The 15,774-nt window shown below is 65.9% G+C and carries 21 protein-coding genes and 2 pseudogenes; 13 read left to right on the top strand and 10 right to left on the bottom strand.

Going from position 1 to position 15,774, the window contains the following annotated elements; genetic code table 11:
• Positions 1-97: 97 nt before the first annotated feature.
• Both BST14_RS03815 and BST14_RS03810 read right to left on the bottom strand, forming a co-directional pair.
• The gene (locus BST14_RS03815; protein ID WP_083063258.1) at positions 98-556 is read right to left on the bottom strand and encodes a Zn-ribbon domain-containing OB-fold protein; all 459 of its coding nucleotides are present in this window, start codon (positions 554-556) and stop codon (positions 98-100) included.
• A gap of 158 nt (positions 557-714) precedes the next feature.
• Positions 715-1,086 carry a hypothetical protein gene (locus BST14_RS03810; protein WP_142279246.1) on the bottom strand — a complete coding sequence of 124 codons (372 nt, stop codon included), beginning with the start codon at positions 1,084-1,086 and terminating at the stop codon, positions 715-717.
• Positions 1,087-1,192: 106 nt separating this feature from the next.
• Here BST14_RS03810 and BST14_RS03805 point away from each other — a divergent pair, with 106 nt between their 5' ends.
• From BST14_RS03805 to BST14_RS03785, 6 genes are all read left to right on the top strand, one after another.
• Positions 1,193-1,666, top strand: a complete 474-nt coding sequence (locus BST14_RS03805; RefSeq protein WP_083063256.1) for a GtrA family protein — start codon at positions 1,193-1,195, stop codon at positions 1,664-1,666.
• Between the two features lie 83 nt (positions 1,667-1,749).
• Positions 1,750-2,034 carry a hypothetical protein gene (locus BST14_RS03800; protein ID WP_083063255.1) on the top strand — a complete coding sequence of 95 codons (285 nt, stop codon included), beginning with the start codon at positions 1,750-1,752 and terminating at the stop codon, positions 2,032-2,034.
• 53 nt (positions 2,035-2,087) lie between these two features.
• Complete coding sequence (locus tag BST14_RS03795; RefSeq protein ID WP_083063254.1) at positions 2,088-2,828, top strand: SDR family NAD(P)-dependent oxidoreductase; 741 nt, start codon at positions 2,088-2,090, stop codon at positions 2,826-2,828.
• Between the two features lie 98 nt (positions 2,829-2,926).
• On the top strand, positions 2,927-4,360 hold the full coding sequence (locus tag BST14_RS03790; RefSeq protein WP_083063253.1) for an FAD-binding oxidoreductase: 1,434 nt from the start codon (positions 2,927-2,929) through the stop codon (positions 4,358-4,360).
• 146 nt (positions 4,361-4,506) lie between these two features.
• Positions 4,507-4,638 carry a hypothetical protein gene (locus tag BST14_RS31365; protein ID WP_281252794.1) on the top strand — a complete coding sequence of 44 codons (132 nt, stop codon included), beginning with the start codon at positions 4,507-4,509 and terminating at the stop codon, positions 4,636-4,638.
• Between the two features lie 173 nt (positions 4,639-4,811).
• On the top strand, positions 4,812-5,489 hold the full coding sequence (locus BST14_RS03785; RefSeq protein WP_083063252.1) for a Crp/Fnr family transcriptional regulator: 678 nt from the start codon (positions 4,812-4,814) through the stop codon (positions 5,487-5,489).
• A gap of 25 nt (positions 5,490-5,514) precedes the next feature.
• Here BST14_RS03785 and BST14_RS03780 read toward each other — a convergent pair whose 3' ends face one another.
• Both BST14_RS03780 and BST14_RS03775 read right to left on the bottom strand, forming a co-directional pair.
• Positions 5,515-6,390, bottom strand: a complete 876-nt coding sequence (locus BST14_RS03780; RefSeq protein WP_083063251.1) for an alpha/beta fold hydrolase — start codon at positions 6,388-6,390, stop codon at positions 5,515-5,517.
• 112 nt (positions 6,391-6,502) lie between these two features.
• Positions 6,503-6,871: a nitroreductase/quinone reductase family protein gene (locus tag BST14_RS03775; protein WP_083063250.1), complete on the bottom strand. Its 369-nt coding sequence runs from the start codon at positions 6,869-6,871 to the stop codon at positions 6,503-6,505.
• Positions 6,872-7,003: 132 nt separating this feature from the next.
• On the opposite strand from BST14_RS03775, the gene BST14_RS03770 reads away from it, so the two are divergent.
• Positions 7,004-7,357 carry a UBP-type zinc finger domain-containing protein gene (locus BST14_RS03770; RefSeq protein WP_083063249.1) on the top strand — a complete coding sequence of 118 codons (354 nt, stop codon included), beginning with the start codon at positions 7,004-7,006 and terminating at the stop codon, positions 7,355-7,357.
• Between the two features lie 98 nt (positions 7,358-7,455).
• On the opposite strand, the gene BST14_RS03765 is transcribed toward BST14_RS03770, so the two are convergent.
• Complete coding sequence (locus BST14_RS03765) at positions 7,456-8,307, bottom strand: LysR family transcriptional regulator (RefSeq protein WP_083063248.1); 852 nt, start codon at positions 8,305-8,307, stop codon at positions 7,456-7,458.
• Between the two features lie 171 nt (positions 8,308-8,478).
• On the opposite strand from BST14_RS03765, the gene BST14_RS03760 reads away from it, so the two are divergent.
• Entirely contained in the window at positions 8,479-9,402 is a 924-nt protein-coding gene (locus tag BST14_RS03760) for a DMT family transporter (RefSeq protein ID WP_083063336.1), read from the top strand.
• 111 nt (positions 9,403-9,513) lie between these two features.
• The gene (locus BST14_RS03755) at positions 9,514-10,239 is read left to right on the top strand and encodes an esterase (RefSeq protein ID WP_083063247.1); all 726 of its coding nucleotides are present in this window, start codon (positions 9,514-9,516) and stop codon (positions 10,237-10,239) included.
• 268 nt (positions 10,240-10,507) lie between these two features.
• On the opposite strand, the gene BST14_RS30265 is transcribed toward BST14_RS03755, so the two are convergent.
• From BST14_RS30265 to BST14_RS03745, 3 genes are all read right to left on the bottom strand, one after another.
• Positions 10,508-10,675 (bottom strand): hypothetical protein, encoded by a 168-nt coding sequence (locus BST14_RS30265; protein WP_169926046.1) that lies wholly within the window; start codon positions 10,673-10,675, stop codon positions 10,508-10,510.
• A gap of 89 nt (positions 10,676-10,764) precedes the next feature.
• Positions 10,765-11,553: a hypothetical protein gene (locus BST14_RS03750; protein WP_083063246.1), complete on the bottom strand. Its 789-nt coding sequence runs from the start codon at positions 11,551-11,553 to the stop codon at positions 10,765-10,767.
• Positions 11,550-11,948, bottom strand: coding sequence for a hypothetical protein (locus BST14_RS03745; protein WP_211280651.1), 399 nt, complete (start codon positions 11,946-11,948; stop codon positions 11,550-11,552). The genes BST14_RS03750 and BST14_RS03745 overlap by 4 nt, the downstream gene beginning before the upstream one ends.
• A 98-nt stretch (positions 11,949-12,046) precedes the next feature.
• Between BST14_RS03745 and BST14_RS31360 the strand changes: the two are divergent.
• From BST14_RS31360 to BST14_RS03735, 3 genes and pseudogenes are all read left to right on the top strand, one after another.
• Positions 12,047-12,463: pseudogene (locus BST14_RS31360) on the top strand (hypothetical protein); the annotation flags it as partial.
• A pseudogene (locus BST14_RS32585) lies at positions 12,463-12,561 on the top strand (PPE domain-containing protein); the annotation flags it as partial. The pseudogenes BST14_RS31360 and BST14_RS32585, both read left to right, overlap by 1 nt.
• A gap of 180 nt (positions 12,562-12,741) precedes the next feature.
• On the top strand, positions 12,742-13,695 hold the full coding sequence (locus BST14_RS03735; RefSeq protein WP_245845280.1) for a PPW family C-terminal domain-containing PPE protein: 954 nt from the start codon (positions 12,742-12,744) through the stop codon (positions 13,693-13,695).
• A gap of 19 nt (positions 13,696-13,714) precedes the next feature.
• Here BST14_RS03735 and BST14_RS03730 read toward each other — a convergent pair whose 3' ends face one another.
• Complete coding sequence (locus BST14_RS03730; protein ID WP_083063244.1) at positions 13,715-14,404, bottom strand: class I SAM-dependent methyltransferase; 690 nt, start codon at positions 14,402-14,404, stop codon at positions 13,715-13,717.
• Positions 14,405-14,509: 105 nt separating this feature from the next.
• Complete coding sequence (locus BST14_RS03725) at positions 14,510-14,995, bottom strand: SAM-dependent methyltransferase (protein WP_245845279.1); 486 nt, start codon at positions 14,993-14,995, stop codon at positions 14,510-14,512.
• 118 nt (positions 14,996-15,113) lie between these two features.
• Between BST14_RS03725 and BST14_RS03720 the strand changes: the two genes are divergently transcribed.
• Positions 15,114-15,536, top strand: coding sequence for a nitroreductase family deazaflavin-dependent oxidoreductase (locus BST14_RS03720; protein ID WP_083063243.1), 423 nt, complete (start codon positions 15,114-15,116; stop codon positions 15,534-15,536).
• Positions 15,537-15,774 lie beyond the last annotated feature (238 nt).

Here is a 15,774-nt window from a genome sequence, read left to right as displayed (position 1 = left end):
GCCAACGCTAAGCGCGCCGACATGCCGAGTCAAGAAACTAGCGGCGGCATGGGTGACCGCGCACCGTAATGGATCAAATGAACGGCCGATAACGTCACTATCGCAACTGCTGCGGCCGAAATAGTGGTAGCCAAACACGGCTGTCCGGATCGCCCGAAGGTTCGGTCCAATCCTCGAAAAAGACTTCGACCGGCAGGCCGACGCGGATCTCGTCGGTCGACACGTCGACCACATTGGTGATGAGGCGCACGTCGGGCTCCTCCTCGAGTTCTACCATGGCGACGATGTAAGGGGGGTCCAAGCCGGGGATCCAGGCTTGGCGGTTCACCGTGTACGCGGCCACCGTGGCTCGTCCGGAAACCGGTCGTGGGCTGACGTCGGTGCAGCGGCAGCGCCAGCACGCCGGTCCCGGTGGGTGAAAAAAGTGCCCGCACGCATGGCAACGGCAAATCATCAGCTGACCGCGTGCGCCGCCGAGCCAGAAGGCCTGTGACTCAACCGAAGGACTGGGAGCCAGCCGGAAATCGGGTCTTCGGTAGGCGAAATCGATCGACACCCCTAAACAGTAAACTATATATTGGTTTCGCGCACTGACGGTGACCGCCGGGCATGCCACATGCAACGGCACGGCTCCAGCGCCGGTGACGCTTCCCGGTAACAGAGCTTGCGCGACGATCGTCAGAGACAAACTCCTCCGCGACGAAGATCGAAAACTCAGAACGCCATGTCGTAGCACACCCAGAGCAGGGGGCCGGCCAGGACCAAAGCCAGCAGGGTCACGCCACCGATAATCCGCCACGCGATGGACGAGCGAAAAATGACCGCCGCCACCGCCGAGGCGGTCGACAGGACAATCAACACGGCTGCGAAGAGGACCTCGGTGCGCGCAGACTGCACCGCGGATTCGGACAACGGCGGGAAGAACCCGGCTTCCAATTTGAACGCCAAAGCCCGGTTGTTGGCGACCGTCAGCAGCAGCAGAAGCGCGAGCACCATTGTCGCCAAACCGATCAGGGACAGGCATGCCCCAAAGACATTGCGGTTCGTAGGATCTATCGGGCCCGTGTAATGGGGCATCTCGTCCACAACCCGAATCGTAGGGCTTGACCCACACCGAAAGGAACGATCCGCGATCGGCCGAAGTTGGCCAACTGATCACCTAGTGGATACCTGGCCATGTCAGCGTGCTCATGTGCGTGCGGAATCCTCGGCCGACCGGCCACGGCTGGCCGGCCGGTTCCATAACTGGTGCGAGGCGGTCGTCAGCCGGCTGCCGTTGGGCCTGAAGGGAGTCGTCGCGCCAACGTTCGTCGGCTTCTGCGTGATCAACGGCTTCACCTTCGGCCTCGACGTGACCATCCTGACGGCCTTGCGCGGCGGGCTCGCCCTTCCGGTGCCCATCGCCGTGACGGTTGCGTACGGATGCGCCTTCACGCTCAGCTACATCCTCAATCGCATATTCAACTTTCGGTCTCACGCCCAGGTCGGGCCGCAGGTGGTGACCTACGCCGTGGTGGTCGTCGTCAACTATTTAGCCTTCATCCTCGGGGTGACCACGGCGCTCACGGCCGTGGGGGTGCACTATCAGCTGTCGCGCCTGGCGGCGGGCAGCTGTGAGGCGGTGTACATGTACAGCGCGATGAGGTGGGTGGTCTTCCGCCGCTGAGCAGCGCACCGATGCCGCGCTTGGTGGCCGAGGTGTAGCCCGCGCGTGACCTCCCCGCGACGGCGACGAAGGACGCTCGACACGTGACGGTAATCGCGGTCATCGCCGCGCTCGCGATAGCAGCATGCTTCGGCTACTACCTCGGTCAACGCGCGACCTCAGCGCCGCCGAGCTGGAAGAAACGGACGAGCCGCATCGCACTGAGCAAGCAGGCCATCAACCTGCTCGCGATGATCACCGTGCGCCGCATCCAGCAACGCTTGCGCGCCGAGCGTGTCGTCCCCGAGACGGCCCTCAGATACGGCTGGAGAATAGTTGCGCCACTGCACCTTCGGCGTGGCGGCGCGGTGCGGTTGCGGTCCTTATAGAGCGCACCAAGTAGTCTGCCGAATCGACTGTCGCCAAGGAGGACGGGATCGGCATGGCTGCATTACAAGACAAGGTGGCGTTGGTGACCGGGGCGTCGTCGGGCCTGGGCGCACAGACCGCAAAGTTATTCTCCCGCCAGGGCGCAACGGTTTTCGGCATCGGCCGCGATGCCGGACGCTTGGCCGACGTATTCACCGATGTCGAACACGGCGGATTCGCGGCGGTGGACATTGGATCGGTGCAGGCTTGCCGCGACGCGGTCGAGCAGTGCGTGCGTGATTTCTGTGGCCTCGACGTCCTCGTCAACGTGGCCGGGCGACACCAGATGCGCCGCACGGAGTCGATGACGGACGGCGACTGGGAACAGGACCTTGCGGTCAACCTCAACGGGCCGTTCTACCTGTGCAGGGCTGCGCTGCCCCAGCTGCTGGAGCGCGGTGGCAACATCGTCAACGTCAGCTCCATCGCCGGAGTCGAGGGCCAGGCCTACTCGGCCGGCTACTGCGCCGCCAAGCATGGCCTGATCGGTCTCACCCGCGCTTTGGCCGTGGAATACACCGCGGATCGCATGCGTGTCAACGCGGTATGTCCCGGGGGAATGCTCACGCCCCAGATCGAACAGTTCAGCGCGCCAGACAACCCCAACTACGACCTGATCATGCGCACGGCGTCACCGCGGGGCATGATGCAACCTCTGGACGTCGCCAACGTGATCGCATTCCTCGCCAGCGACGCCGCGGCCGCCATCCACGGCGCGGTCTATCGGGTCGACAACGGCAAAGGCGCCGGGTAACGGTTCGAGCACGGTTGGGTCACCCCCCGACACGTCGTGCGGCACGACGCTTCTCGTGGTTGACAATTCGAGCATGAGGCAATCGCGGGAGCCCGACGATGGCGCGTGAAATCTCGCGGCAGATGTTTTTGCGGGGCGCCGTCGGTGCGTTGGCCGCCGGCACGGTCCTGGGCGCACCCCGGGTGGCCGCCGACCCGAGACCTACCGGCTGGGAGGGCCTATCCACGGCCCTCGGCGGGAAGGTGGTGCTGCCGGACAGCCCCCAATTCGCCGGAGCCAAGCAAGTTTTCAACACGAACTACAACGGATTGACCCCGGCGGCGGTCGTCACCCCGACCTCGGCGGCCGACGTACAAAAGGCGATGGCCTTCGCGGCCGCCCACAACCTGAAAGTGGCCCCGCGCAGCGGCGGACACTCCTACATCGGCGCGTCGACCGCGAACGGAACCATGGTGCTCGACCTGCGCCAACTGCCCGGGGACGCCAATTACGACGCCGCGACGGGACAGGTCACGGTGACGCCGGCCACGAGCCTGTACACGATGCACCGGACGCTTGCCGCGGCCGGCCGCGGCATCCCGACCGGTACCTGCCCGTCGGTCGGTGCCGCCGGGCACGCGCTCGGTGGCGGCATGGGGGCCCAATCCCGGCATGCCGGCCTGCTCTGTGACCAGTTGACGTCGGCGTCGGTGGTGCTGCCCAGCGGCCAAGCGGTCACCGCGTCCGCCGCCAGCAACCCCGACCTGTTCTGGGCGCTGCGCGGCGGCGGCGGTGGCAACTTCGGCGTGACCACCTCGCTTACCTTCGCCACGTTCCCCACCAAAGACGTCGACGTGGTCAACCTGAACTTCCCGCCGCAATCGTTCGCGCAGGTCCTCGTCGGTTGGCAGAACTGGCTGCGCACCGCCGACCAGAACAGCTGGGCGTTGGCGGACGCCACCGTCGACGCGATGGGTGTGCATTGCCGGATCCTGGCGACCTGCCCCGCCGGGTCGGGCAACAGCGCCGCGGCCGCGATCACGCAGGCGGTGGGACTGCAGCCGTCGGGCATCGAGAACCACACCTTCAACTACCTGGACCTGGTGAATTACCTGGCCGTCGGCAATCTGAACCCGTCACCGCTCGGCTATGTCGGCGGATCCGACGTCTTCGCCACCGTCAATGCCGGCGTGGCACAGGGGATCGCCGCGGCGGTCAATGCCTTTCCCCGCGGGGCCGGGCGCATGCTGGCCATCATGCACGCGCTCGACGGTGCTCTCGCCACGGTGGCGCCCGGGGCCACCGCCTTTCCCTGGCGCCGCCAGTCGGCGCTGGTGCAGTGGTATGTGGAAACGGGCGATCCGGCGGCCGCAACCAATTGGCTCAACACAGCACATCAAGCCGTGCAACAGTATTCGGTCGGCGGCTACGTGAATTACATCGAGGCCAACCAGCCGCCCTCTCGATATTTCGGCCCGAACCTATCGCGGCTGAGCGCCGTGCGGCAGAAATACGATCCCGGCCGGGTGATGTTCTCGGGGCTGAACTACTAGGGCCAAACCGACCCGCGCCCGCGTCGGTGGGCGGTTGACACTCGATGGTTAGACCGGCTTGACACGGGGTACTTCCAGTGTGTCTTTGGCGAGTGAGGGGTTGACGAATGGCAATCGAGCGCGGTCGTGCACGATGCCCGCGGTGCATGGCGTGGGCGCAGTACCGGTTCCTCGAACGCGATGACCACAAGCTCGAGTATCAGGTCGATTGTGATGCGTGCGGAAACCTGTACTCCGAGGTGACCATCACATCGACCGTCACCACACCGGCGGCATGAGCGGTCCGCTCGGCTTCCTAACCGGCGAGTCGTTTCGCCCCCGGCCGCGGGCCTACCTGCCGCGTTACGAATCTGGGGCCTGGTGTAATGTCTGGACAGCGAGCCAAGACGCCCCCACTTCTGGAGCAGCGCCTAGCGCGCAACGCCGTGCAAAACGCGTTGAAAGGGGCGGCGTGACTGAAGTATTGGCGCGAGCCGGCATCTTCCAGGGAATCGCTCCCGATGCGGTCGACGCGTTGGCTCGCCACCTGGAGCACGTGTCGTTTCCGCGCAGGCGCACCATCTTCGTCGAGGGCGAGCTGGGTGATGACCTCTACGTCATCTTGTCGGGCGCGGTGAAAATCCGTCATCAGACCGCAGACGGTCGCGAAACCGTCTTCGCGGTGCTGGGCCCCGGGGATGTGTTCGGTGAGCTGGCGCTCTTCGATCCCGGGCCGCGGACCTCCACGGTGATCACCCTGACCGAGGTGGAAGCGGTCAGGATGGACCGCCGCGCGTTGCGGACATGGATCGTCGAACGCCCCGAAATCGCCGAGCAGCTGCTGCGGGTGCTGGCGCGCCGACTCCGGCATACCAACAACACGTTGTGCGACCTGATCTTCACCGATGTCCCCGCCCGGGTGGCCAAGCAAATCCTCGACCTGGCAATGCGTTTCGGCACCAGCAGCGGAGGCTCGGTTCTCGTCGAGCACCACCTCACGCAAAAGGAACTCGCTCAGCTCGTGGGGTCGTCGCGCGAAACGGTCAACAAAGCCCTATCCGACTTCACCCAGCGCGGATGGATCCGGCAGCAGGGCAAGGCTCTCATCATCGACCAACCCGCGAAACTGGCCCGCCGCGCCAGGGCCTGACGTTGCCGCCTAACCCGTTCGGACGCTAGGTGATCGACCAGAATTCGAGCAGGGTCCGCAAGGTGGCGACGAGCGGAAGTGGTTGGTCCAGCATCGGGTGGTGGCCGGCCAGGGCCAATTCCACGAATGGCCCACGTAGCTGAAGCAAAGAGCGGATCCGTTCGGCCATCGCGGGAGGCACCAGCCCGGCCTCACACCGCAAATAGCCTACCCGGCAACGCATCGCGGACAGCATGGTCTCCAGCGACTCCTCGTCGGCCGGTGTCGGTTCGAGATATTCACCGCCGAAGATCGCCGGGTCGAACTTCCAAATCCATCCACCGTCGGATTTGCGCACCGACTCGGCCGCTATGTGTTGTCGGACGTAGGGCAGGAGCAACTCTTGCGCGGGCACCGCCGTGAAGCGAGCCAGGATCTCATCCTTCGTCCGGTATCGGGTGTGCTTGTGCCTGCGCAGCCGCCCTTCCTCCGGGGCGCGCTCCCACAGCGGAGAATCGATCACCAGCATGCTGTTGATCTGGGGGCTGTAGTGCATCGCCGCGGTGGCTACGACCCAGCCGCCCATGCTGTGGCCGATGATGGTCGGTCGTCCGGCGGGTCCCGCGGCCGCCGCGGCCGCCATCACTTCGCTTGCCCACGTTTGCAAGTCGTAGCTGCCACGCGCCTCGCTGTCGCCGTGCCCGGACAGATCCGGTGCAATCACCCGATGCGTGTGTAGAAAGAACGGCGCGACGTGATCCCACCAACCCGAGTGCGCTCCGCCGCCGTGGACGAGGACCACCGGAGGTTGGTCAGCATCGCCCCAGACGCGCAGATGTATGCGGCAACCGTCGACGTCGACGTCGATGTGCTCCGGCCGGTGATCCAGTGCTGTGGTGAACCAGGATGGCGTGATCGGCATCTGGCGCGAACGGGCAAACAGGTTCAACCTCCGAGGATTCAAACGGCTTGTCTTGGCGCAGTTTCCGCTCTATGCCGGCGACGGCGGTTCGCCCGGCTGGCAAATGTAAAATTCACGACTGCGTTTCTGCGAGCCGCACCGTGACGGTTACGCGTCCTTTTTCGTCCTGCTTGGCGACGGCGTGTCCGGCGCGATCGGCCCCGTCGAGGTGCAAGCTCAGGGGGCCGCCGGTGTTCAGGAAGTTTCGCCACCACGTCTTCGCCTCGGGCATGCCGACGCCGATGACGATGTCGTTCCCGCAACGTCGGTAGGACACGGGGATGCTGAAGGTGCGCCCAGAGCGCCTACCCGTGTAGGTCAGCATGGTGATGTTGCGGTTGATCAGTTTGCCGAAGTGGCGGGAGTTGGCCAGCGCGGCTATCGGCGCGTTGAATACGGGCGCGGCTCGCATCAGCAGCCGGCCAAGTTGGTCGGAACTCATATGGAGAGTATCGCAGCAAACTATCGCGAATAGTTGACCGCGGCGATCAACGTGACGCCGGCCGCAGGACAAGCGGGTAGCATCCTGCGCGCAGACGCTCTAACAGCTGCCACGGACGAGGGAGGGGCGCTGATGACTGCTCCCGTCGACCCTGCGGTGCCGCCCAGCGGGATGGGCTGCGTCGAGTGTGACGAGACCGGTGGTTGGTGGGTGCACTTGCGGCGTTGTGCGGCTTGCGGGCACATCGGTTGCTGCGACGACTCGTTTTCTCGCCATGCGACCAAGCACTGGCAGCAGACCGGGCATCCGATCATCCGGTCGTTCGAGCCCGGTGAGGGTTGGTTCTGGAACTACGAGACCGACGACTACTACGAGGGTCCCGAGCTTGCGCCGCCCGAGTGTCGCCCCGAGGACCAGTCGGTTCCCGGGCCGCGCGGGCGGGTTCCGCACAACTGGTTCGAGCTGCTGCGCCATCGAGACGGCTGACGAATCTGCTCCTCGCCCTGCGATACGCTGGTCCTCCCCGCCGTGCAGACGCCGGACCCCGGGCGCGACGCAAAGAAGCGGAGAATCCGCTAGCCGAATCAGGTTGCGGCGGCCAGCAAGTCGCGCACCGCATCGTCGACCGTTCCCAGCAAGCCGGGGTCGATGCCGGTACGGCCGCGCACCAGTATCGAGGCGCTGTTGGCCGACGGCAGCCCCTCGGCCGGGCCTAGTCCGTCCGGGAACTTGCCGATCATCGGCAGCAGTGCCACACCGAGCCCCGACCGCACCGCTGCGTAGAGGCCGGACAGATCGCCGCATTCCGCGGCGATCTCATACTCGATGCGGTGGCTGTCCAGGATTGCAAAGGCCGGCTCGCGCAAGGTGCACGGTTCGGCGAAAACCACCAGCGGCAGCGGCTCTCGGGGTGAGAGCGTCAGTGCGCGCGCTGAAACCCATTGCAACCGAACGACGCCCGACGCATTAGCGCGATCCAGACCCGACCCGTCGAGCATGATGGCCAGATCGACCAAACCGCGATCGATCGAGTCGGCCAGCGACACGTTGCGGTCGAGCCGGAAGCGCACCCGTAGGTCGGGGAGTCGCGCACGCAACACCCGGGACAGGCCGGCCAGCATCACATCGGCACCGTGCTCGGTGGCACCGATGGTCACGACCTTGTGTTCGGTGGCACCCAAGTCGTCGAGCGCGTTGTCGTGCGCCGCCAAGATCGTGCGAGCATGCCGCAGTGCCTTCTGACCGACCTCGGTGAAGACGACCCCGCGCCCCGAGCGTTGCACTATCGGTTCACCGACGACGGCTTCGATTCGCCGCAGATGCTGGCTGACCGCGGACTGGCTCAGGTGCAGGGCGGCGGCGGCACGGTGGAAGCCGCCGCAGTCGGCGACGGCGACGAGGCTGCGCAGCGGCGCGATATCGAGCACCTGAGCCATAGCCGAACTGTAATCCGATCAATTCGGCTGATCAATCAGCGGCTTCCGGGCGCGGATGATCTGATGTACAACACAGATGGCGATCAGTTATTGCGATCAATCGTGATCGTCAATAATCGTTGGACTGCGTTGGTCGAGCACGCGAACATGGGTGACATGTCTGCGCCGCGCATGCCAGCGACCACCGCCGCGGCGGTGACGTTCTTCTACGCTCTCGGGTATCCCATCGGCACCCTGGCCGTAACGGCCATGACCCCAATGGCAGCCCTGGTTCTGCGGTTCAGTTTGGCCGCAACGATTCTGGCGATCTGGTCGATGGTGGTCAGGGCCGGCTGGCCACGGAAAGCCCAATTCGGCCACGTCCTGGTGACGGGCCTGCTGATCCAGGGCGTGCAGTTCTGCTGCCTGTACGAGGCCGTCCAGCTCGGGGCTCCGGCGGTGCTGTGCGCGGTGGTGATTGCGATGAATCCGGTGGCCACCGCGATCCTGGCGGCGACGTTCTTGCGGGAACCGCTCGGCGCCCTGCGCGCGGTTGCGCTGGTGATCGGGGTCGTTGCGGTGCTCGCCGCCTGTTCCCGAAGGCTGATGAGCACCCACGGCGCCGACCCGGTCATCGTGTTGCTTGTCGTTGGAGTGCTGGGGCTTTCGGCGGGCGGCGTCTATCAACAGCGGTTCTGCTCCGGGGTTGACTTCCGGGTGATGAGCGCCATGCAGAATGCCGTCGGGTTGTTACCCGCGGCGGCCTTTGCGATCGTCACGCCATTCACCGTGCACGACGGCGTCAAGGCGGTGATCGCGGTCAGCGGCATGGTGCTGTTGAACGCCACGCTCGCGGTGAGCCTCTACGTGCGGGCCATCAATACCCACGGCGCAACGGCGGTGGCGATGCTGTTTGCCGTCATTCCCGCCGTGGCCGGAGTGTTGTCGTGGATGATCCTAGACCAGCGTCCGGACGCGGGCATCGCGGTCGGCCTGGTGCTGGGAGGGGTCGCATGCTGGATCAACACGCGCGCATCCGTGCGGCGCCGGCCAGCGAGGGCGAGCTCACCCTCCGCTGCGCTGCCGCACGCCGAGCTGCAGGACGCACCGCGCTGAGACCGCGAGCCGCCTTTTGTGCAGAGGTGTTGCCAATAGCCGTCGACCATTCGTTCATCCGGCGCACCCATCTGTGAGAATGCACCCTGCGGATATGCAACGGAGGCATGGGTGAACTTTGGCAGCGGGCGTCGCACTCGATCACGGTGGGTCGCGGCGGCGGTGGCAATCCCTGCATCGGCGGCCGCGTTCGCCTGCCCGACAGTGGCCCACGCGGACAAGCAACTGTGCGATCCCGGGAGCGTCGACGCGAATCAAATGTGCCACTTCAACGCCTCGGGTCCGCTGTCGGACATCAGCATGGTGTTTCCGGCCGACTATCCCGACGAGCAGACGATGATCGGCTACCTGACCAAGGTCACCGACGACTTCGGCGACGCACGGGGACAAGTGCACTCGCTGAAATCGCCTACTGCACTGAAGGTTACCGGCACCCGATACAGTTCGGGCCCACTAGCGGCGGGTACCCAGTCGGTTGTCACCGAGATCTATCAGAATCTCGGCGCCGCCCATCCATTAATCCGGTACAAATCCTTCAACTTCAACGTGGCCAATCAACTGCCGATCACCTTCGATGGGTTGTTCCGGCCGGGAACTCAACCGCTGCAGACAGTATTGCCGATCGTGCAGAAAACCCTGGCCGACCGGTATCGAGCGGCGGTGTCGATTCCGCCGGCCACCGGGCTCCAGCCGGAGAATTACCAGAGTTTCGCCATCACCAATGACGCGATCGTTTTCTTCTTCGATCAAAATGCGCTGCAGCCGGCGATGGAAGCGACGCAAGTATCGGTGCCGCGCAACGCAATCGCATCCATGCTCAACTCCGAGATCGCATAGCCGGATCACACACTCAAGAGGCATCATGACAAGCGGCGACCAGCTCGTCGCCCCGCAGAACACCGCACGCCGGTGGATCACCGAAAGGCTCGTGGCTGATTTGCTTTTCCTGACCTGCACCGCCCGACTAACGTTGGGTGGTTATGGGGGTTGGCAGGCGGATGTGGCGCTGGCCCACGACTACCGGCGGCCGACGCCGGCGTTCCGACCACCGAATTGCTCTGCCTGCAACGGGCTTTCGTGGACCGATGGGCGACGGTTGATGCCATCACCGGGTGCTCTCGTCGGGTAGGTCGTGCCGGGACTGGTGCAATCCGGGCCCGTCCGGATCCTCGTTCTGGTGCTCGAGCTGCTCCTGGAGCTTGCGCTGTTCCGCGGTTGCCTTGCGGGCGTCCTCGGGCGCCGCGGGCGGGTCGAAGTTGACTTGCTGATCCACCGAGATCTCCTCTGAACGTCTGCAATGTCTTTCGTAGGTTCGCCCGAATGACGGCCGTTGAAACCCGCGCGCGCGATCGACCCCGGGAATCAGTATTGCTTGACCACCGCGCGCGGTGCCGTTCGCCACGTCCTGCTTTCGTTGCCCCGCGGTCGGGGCGGCTCGAGAAGCAGTACGGCCAGCCCGTCGAGCAACACCGGCCGGACCCAGTCACCCAGGTCGATCACCTCGCCGGACCGCGGCTGGCGGTGAGCGTCGTCGCGCGCCAGGTCGATGGGGGTCAGGTCGAATACGGTGTCGATGGTGGCCCGGTCGGGCAGCTTGCGGATTCCGGGCAAGGTGATGAACAGTCCGTCGTTGCCCGACAGGTGCAGGCCGACTGCCGCGAGCGCGCCGGTCGTTCCCTCCCGTGTGCCGCCGTGGCCGGACAGGTGGATGCCGAGGGTCGCGGCGAGTTCGCGGGCCTCGTTGGGACACAGTACTTCCCGTTTGGCGCGGCGACCGAACTCGATCAGTCGCGGCGTACCGCCGGCGAGTTCGCCCGGAACGGCGACGGCGAGCCCGGGGTCGGCGTCGGGCGGGCACACCCTTTCCAAGAACTGGCCGGCGAATTCGATGATTCCGGTGCGCACCGCGTGCGGATCACCCCCCGGGCTTCGCCAGGCCAGGCATGCGCTCGAGTTATGGGACGTGTACGGGATCCGATCATCGACGAGCAGCTGGTGTCTCGTGGCGCCCGCGGGCGAGCCGAGGTCCGCCGCCTGTAGCTCACGAAGCAGCGCGCGGGCCCGCCGGCCGGTGCCGGGGGTGTAGGGGTTGTCGGTGTCGTCGATGCCGATGAGCAGGTCCACGCCGGCCAGCGCGGTATCGCCGATCATGGATTGACAACCAGCTCGGAGACGTCGCGAACCCACTGATCGCGGCCGAGCTTTGCGCCGGTGAGCTTGAGTGTGTGGCGATTGGTGAAGCCGAGGATGGTCTGATCGCCGAGCTCACCGACCGTCAGGGTCTGGGCCGGGTCGCGCCCTTCCACCCGCACGCTGATGACGCCGGTGGCGCCCGCGGTGTCGAGGACCGAACGCACGCTGGGTCCCTGCTGCACCCGCGCGCCGTGCGATTGCGGGGTCGCGACCTGAACCTGGGGCAGCCGCTGAAGCCGCGAAAAGGTGAATCGGTCGAGCACTCGGTGGTTCTCCTGCACGACGAGTTGGACCTCGGTCTCCGACGCGCCGCACGCGACGAGTCCCGCACTCAGCGCGAAAACCGCAACCACCCGAATCAAGAGGGTATTGCTGCGCATGTACGGGTCCTATCCTGTGAATAATCCGTAAATGAGGATCAGTCTAGGCGTCGGCGACTTATGATCTGCCGATGACGGTGATGCAGCGGCCGGCGGCCGGATTCACCGCCGCCCGCGAGGTGGCGTTTCCCCTACTTGCGGTCGCCGCCATCGCCGCCTCGGCGGACATCCGGATTCCCCTCGGGCTGCCCGGTCACCGCGGGCTGATTTGGCTGACCCTGTTGGTGGCGGTCGCGCTGGTGACGGCGCGACGCGAGACGGTGGTGGCGGTCGGTGCGGCGGCGTCGATCGCGGCGCTGCCGATGCATGGGTTGAGCGATCCACTGTGGAGCATTCGCTATGCGGCCGCGGCGGCATTGCTGTTTGTGGTGGGCTCCGCTGCGGTGGTGCGGCTCCACCGGTGGTTACTGGTCGTGGCCGCTGCGCCCATTCACCTTGTCGCGCTTGCCAGTTCGGTTTCGTCGTGGCACACCGGAGCCGCCATGTCGATTTCTTTGGCGTCAACACCATTCCGATCGCGCTCAACGAGGCCGACTACGCGCGGATGTGGACTCAGGCGGCCGCCACCATGACCACCTACCAGGCGACGACCGAAGCGGTGCAAATGAGCGGCGCCGCCGGCTCGGGCACCGGTGGCAAGGCGGGCAGCGGCTCGGGAACGGGCACCGGGACCGGAGCGGGAAGCGGTGCCGGCGGCGGGACGGGCGGCGGTGGCGGCGGCGGCACGGGCTCCTTCCAGCTGCCCACGCCCTAAGATATCTGGGAGATGCTCTTCGGGCCCGACGGTGAGCAGATCCCCGGGCAGGGCCAACCCAACTGGAGTCCATCGGAGTATCTGCAGAACCTGGGCAACTTCTTCAACGGCAACGCCCAGGCGGTGGCCTGGCTACAGCAGAACCTCTCCGGCCTGCTCAACCCGTCCCAATTCCCGGCGCTGATCAACTACTTCATCGCGTGGCAGACCTACCGGATCATCAACTGGACGATCCGGACACTGCGCTTCATTCTCCAGGAGCTGCCGCTGCTGCTGCAGGTCGGTTTGAGCCTGTCGGTCACCGGCCTGGGAGGCCTGGCGGGTTTGGCGGGCCTGGCCGGGTTGGCCGCGCCGGCAAGTGCTGCCGCTCCCGCCGCCATGCCGCAGCCCGCAGCGGTGGGCGTGCAACCCCCTGCCGTCATGGCCGCTCCGACCACGGCGCCCATGGCCCCGGCCAGCCCGGCGGCAGCGGCGACGTCGATGACGTCGACCCCGGCGCCCACGGCTTCCACGGTGGCGCCGCCCGCGGCTCCCCCGACACCACCCGCGCCGGTGACCGGAACCGAAGGCTTCGGTTACATGGTGGGTAACATCGGGCTCGGCTTGGAATCGAAGGCGCAGACCCCGGCCAAAAGCGCGCTGCCCGCAGCGCAGACCGCAGCGTCAACCGCCGGCGTCGCGGCCACGAAGCAGCAGCAAGGCCGCTCACGCCGCCGCCCGCGTTCGGTCGTCGACCCCGGATACCGCTACGAATTCATCGATGCCGATGACGACTCCGCCACCGTGGCGACACCAGCGTTGTCCGACCGGCACCTGCCGTCGGCATCCGGTGCCGCGACACAGGGCTTCGCCGGGACGCTACCCAGGCCTGACCTGCGCGCGACGGGCCTGACCAGGTTGGGCGACAACGAGTCCGGCGACGGAGCGCGGACTCCGATGCTGCCGGAGGCCTGGGACGGCCCGTAAGCCGTGCGCCCCGTCCGTGTCAGCCGAGGTGTGCGGAGAGTAACCAAGCACCCACAGACTTGCGGCCGTTTTCCTCATCGCGAATGTCGGCGCCGGCGAAGGCCTGGAAGCCGGCCAAAAAGTTCTCGGGCACGTTAGCGTGGATGCGGGCCGGCCGAATCTCGTCGACCACCCAGTACTTCGAGACGACTTCGCGCAGCTCATCTTCGGTGACCGCGTTGACCGGCCCGTCGGCCGGCATCGCGGCGCGGTCGAAGACGAGCACAAAGTACGACGCGCCTGGCGCTGCGGCCCGCACGATCGACTGCTGATAGCCCTCACGCAGTTCTACGGGCATCGAGTGGAAAAGTGTGCTGTCGACGATGGTTCCGAAGCGCCCGTCGTAGCCGGAGAAGGCGCTGATATCCGCGACGGCGAAGGTGGCGCTGGTGAGGCCTCGCCGGGCGGCCTTCTCGGTCGCCAACGCGATGGCGGTGGGGGATTGGTCCAGGCCCACCGTGGTGAAGCCCCGCTCGGCAAGGTACAGCGATACGGCCGCCTCGCCGCAACCGGCGTCGAGCACGTCGCCGTGGAATTTGCCTTCGTTAATGAGGGCCGCAATCTCTGGCTGGGGCTCGCCGATGCTCCAGGGCGGCCGGTTCCCCTCGCCCATTTTGGGAGCCTCGCCGCGGTAGGCGGATTCGAACATTTCTTGCGTCGGTTGGGTCATGTCATCGTTTATATCAATGCAACTGATACATGTCAACGAGCCTGATATAGGTCGCGCGCGCCGATGGCCTCGGCCGCACAGCGACTGAGGCCATCGGGGGCTTAACTACTTGCGGGTGGCCGTCAGGTAGCCGCAAGCGTCGCCGAATGAGGCCAATTCGTCCTTGGGCACTGCGAAGCCGCGTGCGGCAAATGCGTGCTCGGTCGTCCTTATAGCGGTGTCCCAGCCACGCGCGGCGAGGTATTCGGCGGCGGTGTTGCGGTCGCCGGTGTGGAACAACTCGGCCAGATTGATACTGGAGCCGATGCGCCGGGACCGCTCGGTCAATTTCTGCGCCCAGTCCGAGGGAATGTTGCGCAAATCCAGGTTTTCGGTGGCGATCCGGCTGCCCGACGCCGAAGCGGCCGCGATGTTGTCGAATAGGCGGTCCTGCGCGTCGGGCGGTAGGTAGACAAGCAGTCCCTCGGCGCTCCAAGCGGTCGGCTGCGTGGGATCGAATCCGGCGGCGGTGGGTGCGGGCGGCCAGTCTTCGCGCAGGTCGATCGACACTGTGCGGCGCTCAGCGCTGGGGGTGGCGCCGAGGCGGGCCACGCCGATCTCCTCTCCGCCGCTGCGGCGCGATTAGTTAGCACATTTAAGTTGACGACTCGACTGTACGCCCTGTCGACCCGGGGAATGGAGTCGCGCACCCGGGACGTTCGCTGTAGGTATGGCCGACGAAATCGAGTTGAGCCCCAGAGGCTGGGTGCGCGACCAGACCGAACAGATCTTGAGCCGAGGCACCACCGACGGAGTCGAGGTTTTCGACCGACCGATCGTGCTGCTGACCGTCACCGGGGCGAAGTCGGGCAAACAGCGCTACGTACCGCTGATGCGGGTCGAGAAGGACGGCCGGTACGGCATTGTCGCGTCGCACGGCGGCGCCCCCGAACACCCGCTGTGGTACTTCAACCTGAAGGCGAACCCGGCCGTGACGCTCCAGGATGGTGACAAGGTGGTCAGCTTGACGGCGCGCGAGCTCGACGGCGCCGAGCGTGAGGAGTGGTGGCAGCGAGCCGTTGCGGCCTTTCCGCCGTACGCGGAATACGAAGCGAAGACCGCACGCCAGATCCCCGTTTTCGTGCTGGAGTAGCCACTCCATCGGAAAGCTCTACTGCCTGCAATGTCGACCGATAAATTTGCATTCGGTATGCGCCCCGCCCGTCCGGTTGACCGGTTGGTGCCCGCCCACCTACCTTCGAACGCATAGGCCAGGCATCCCCAGCCGAACAATGACGTTCGTGGTATCTGTGATCGCCTGCGCCGCACGGCATTACATACTTCCAAACCTGCCGTGACCGGGCGGATATCTAACAGCCCACCGCTAAAGA

The sequence above is a fragment of the Mycobacterium arosiense ATCC BAA-1401 = DSM 45069 genome, from assembly GCF_002086125.1.
GTDB classification, from domain to species: Bacteria; Actinomycetota; Actinomycetes; order Mycobacteriales; family Mycobacteriaceae; genus Mycobacterium; species Mycobacterium arosiense.
The sequence above is the reverse complement of the archived record's forward strand: the minus strand, read 5'-3'. Positions and strand labels throughout refer to the sequence as shown.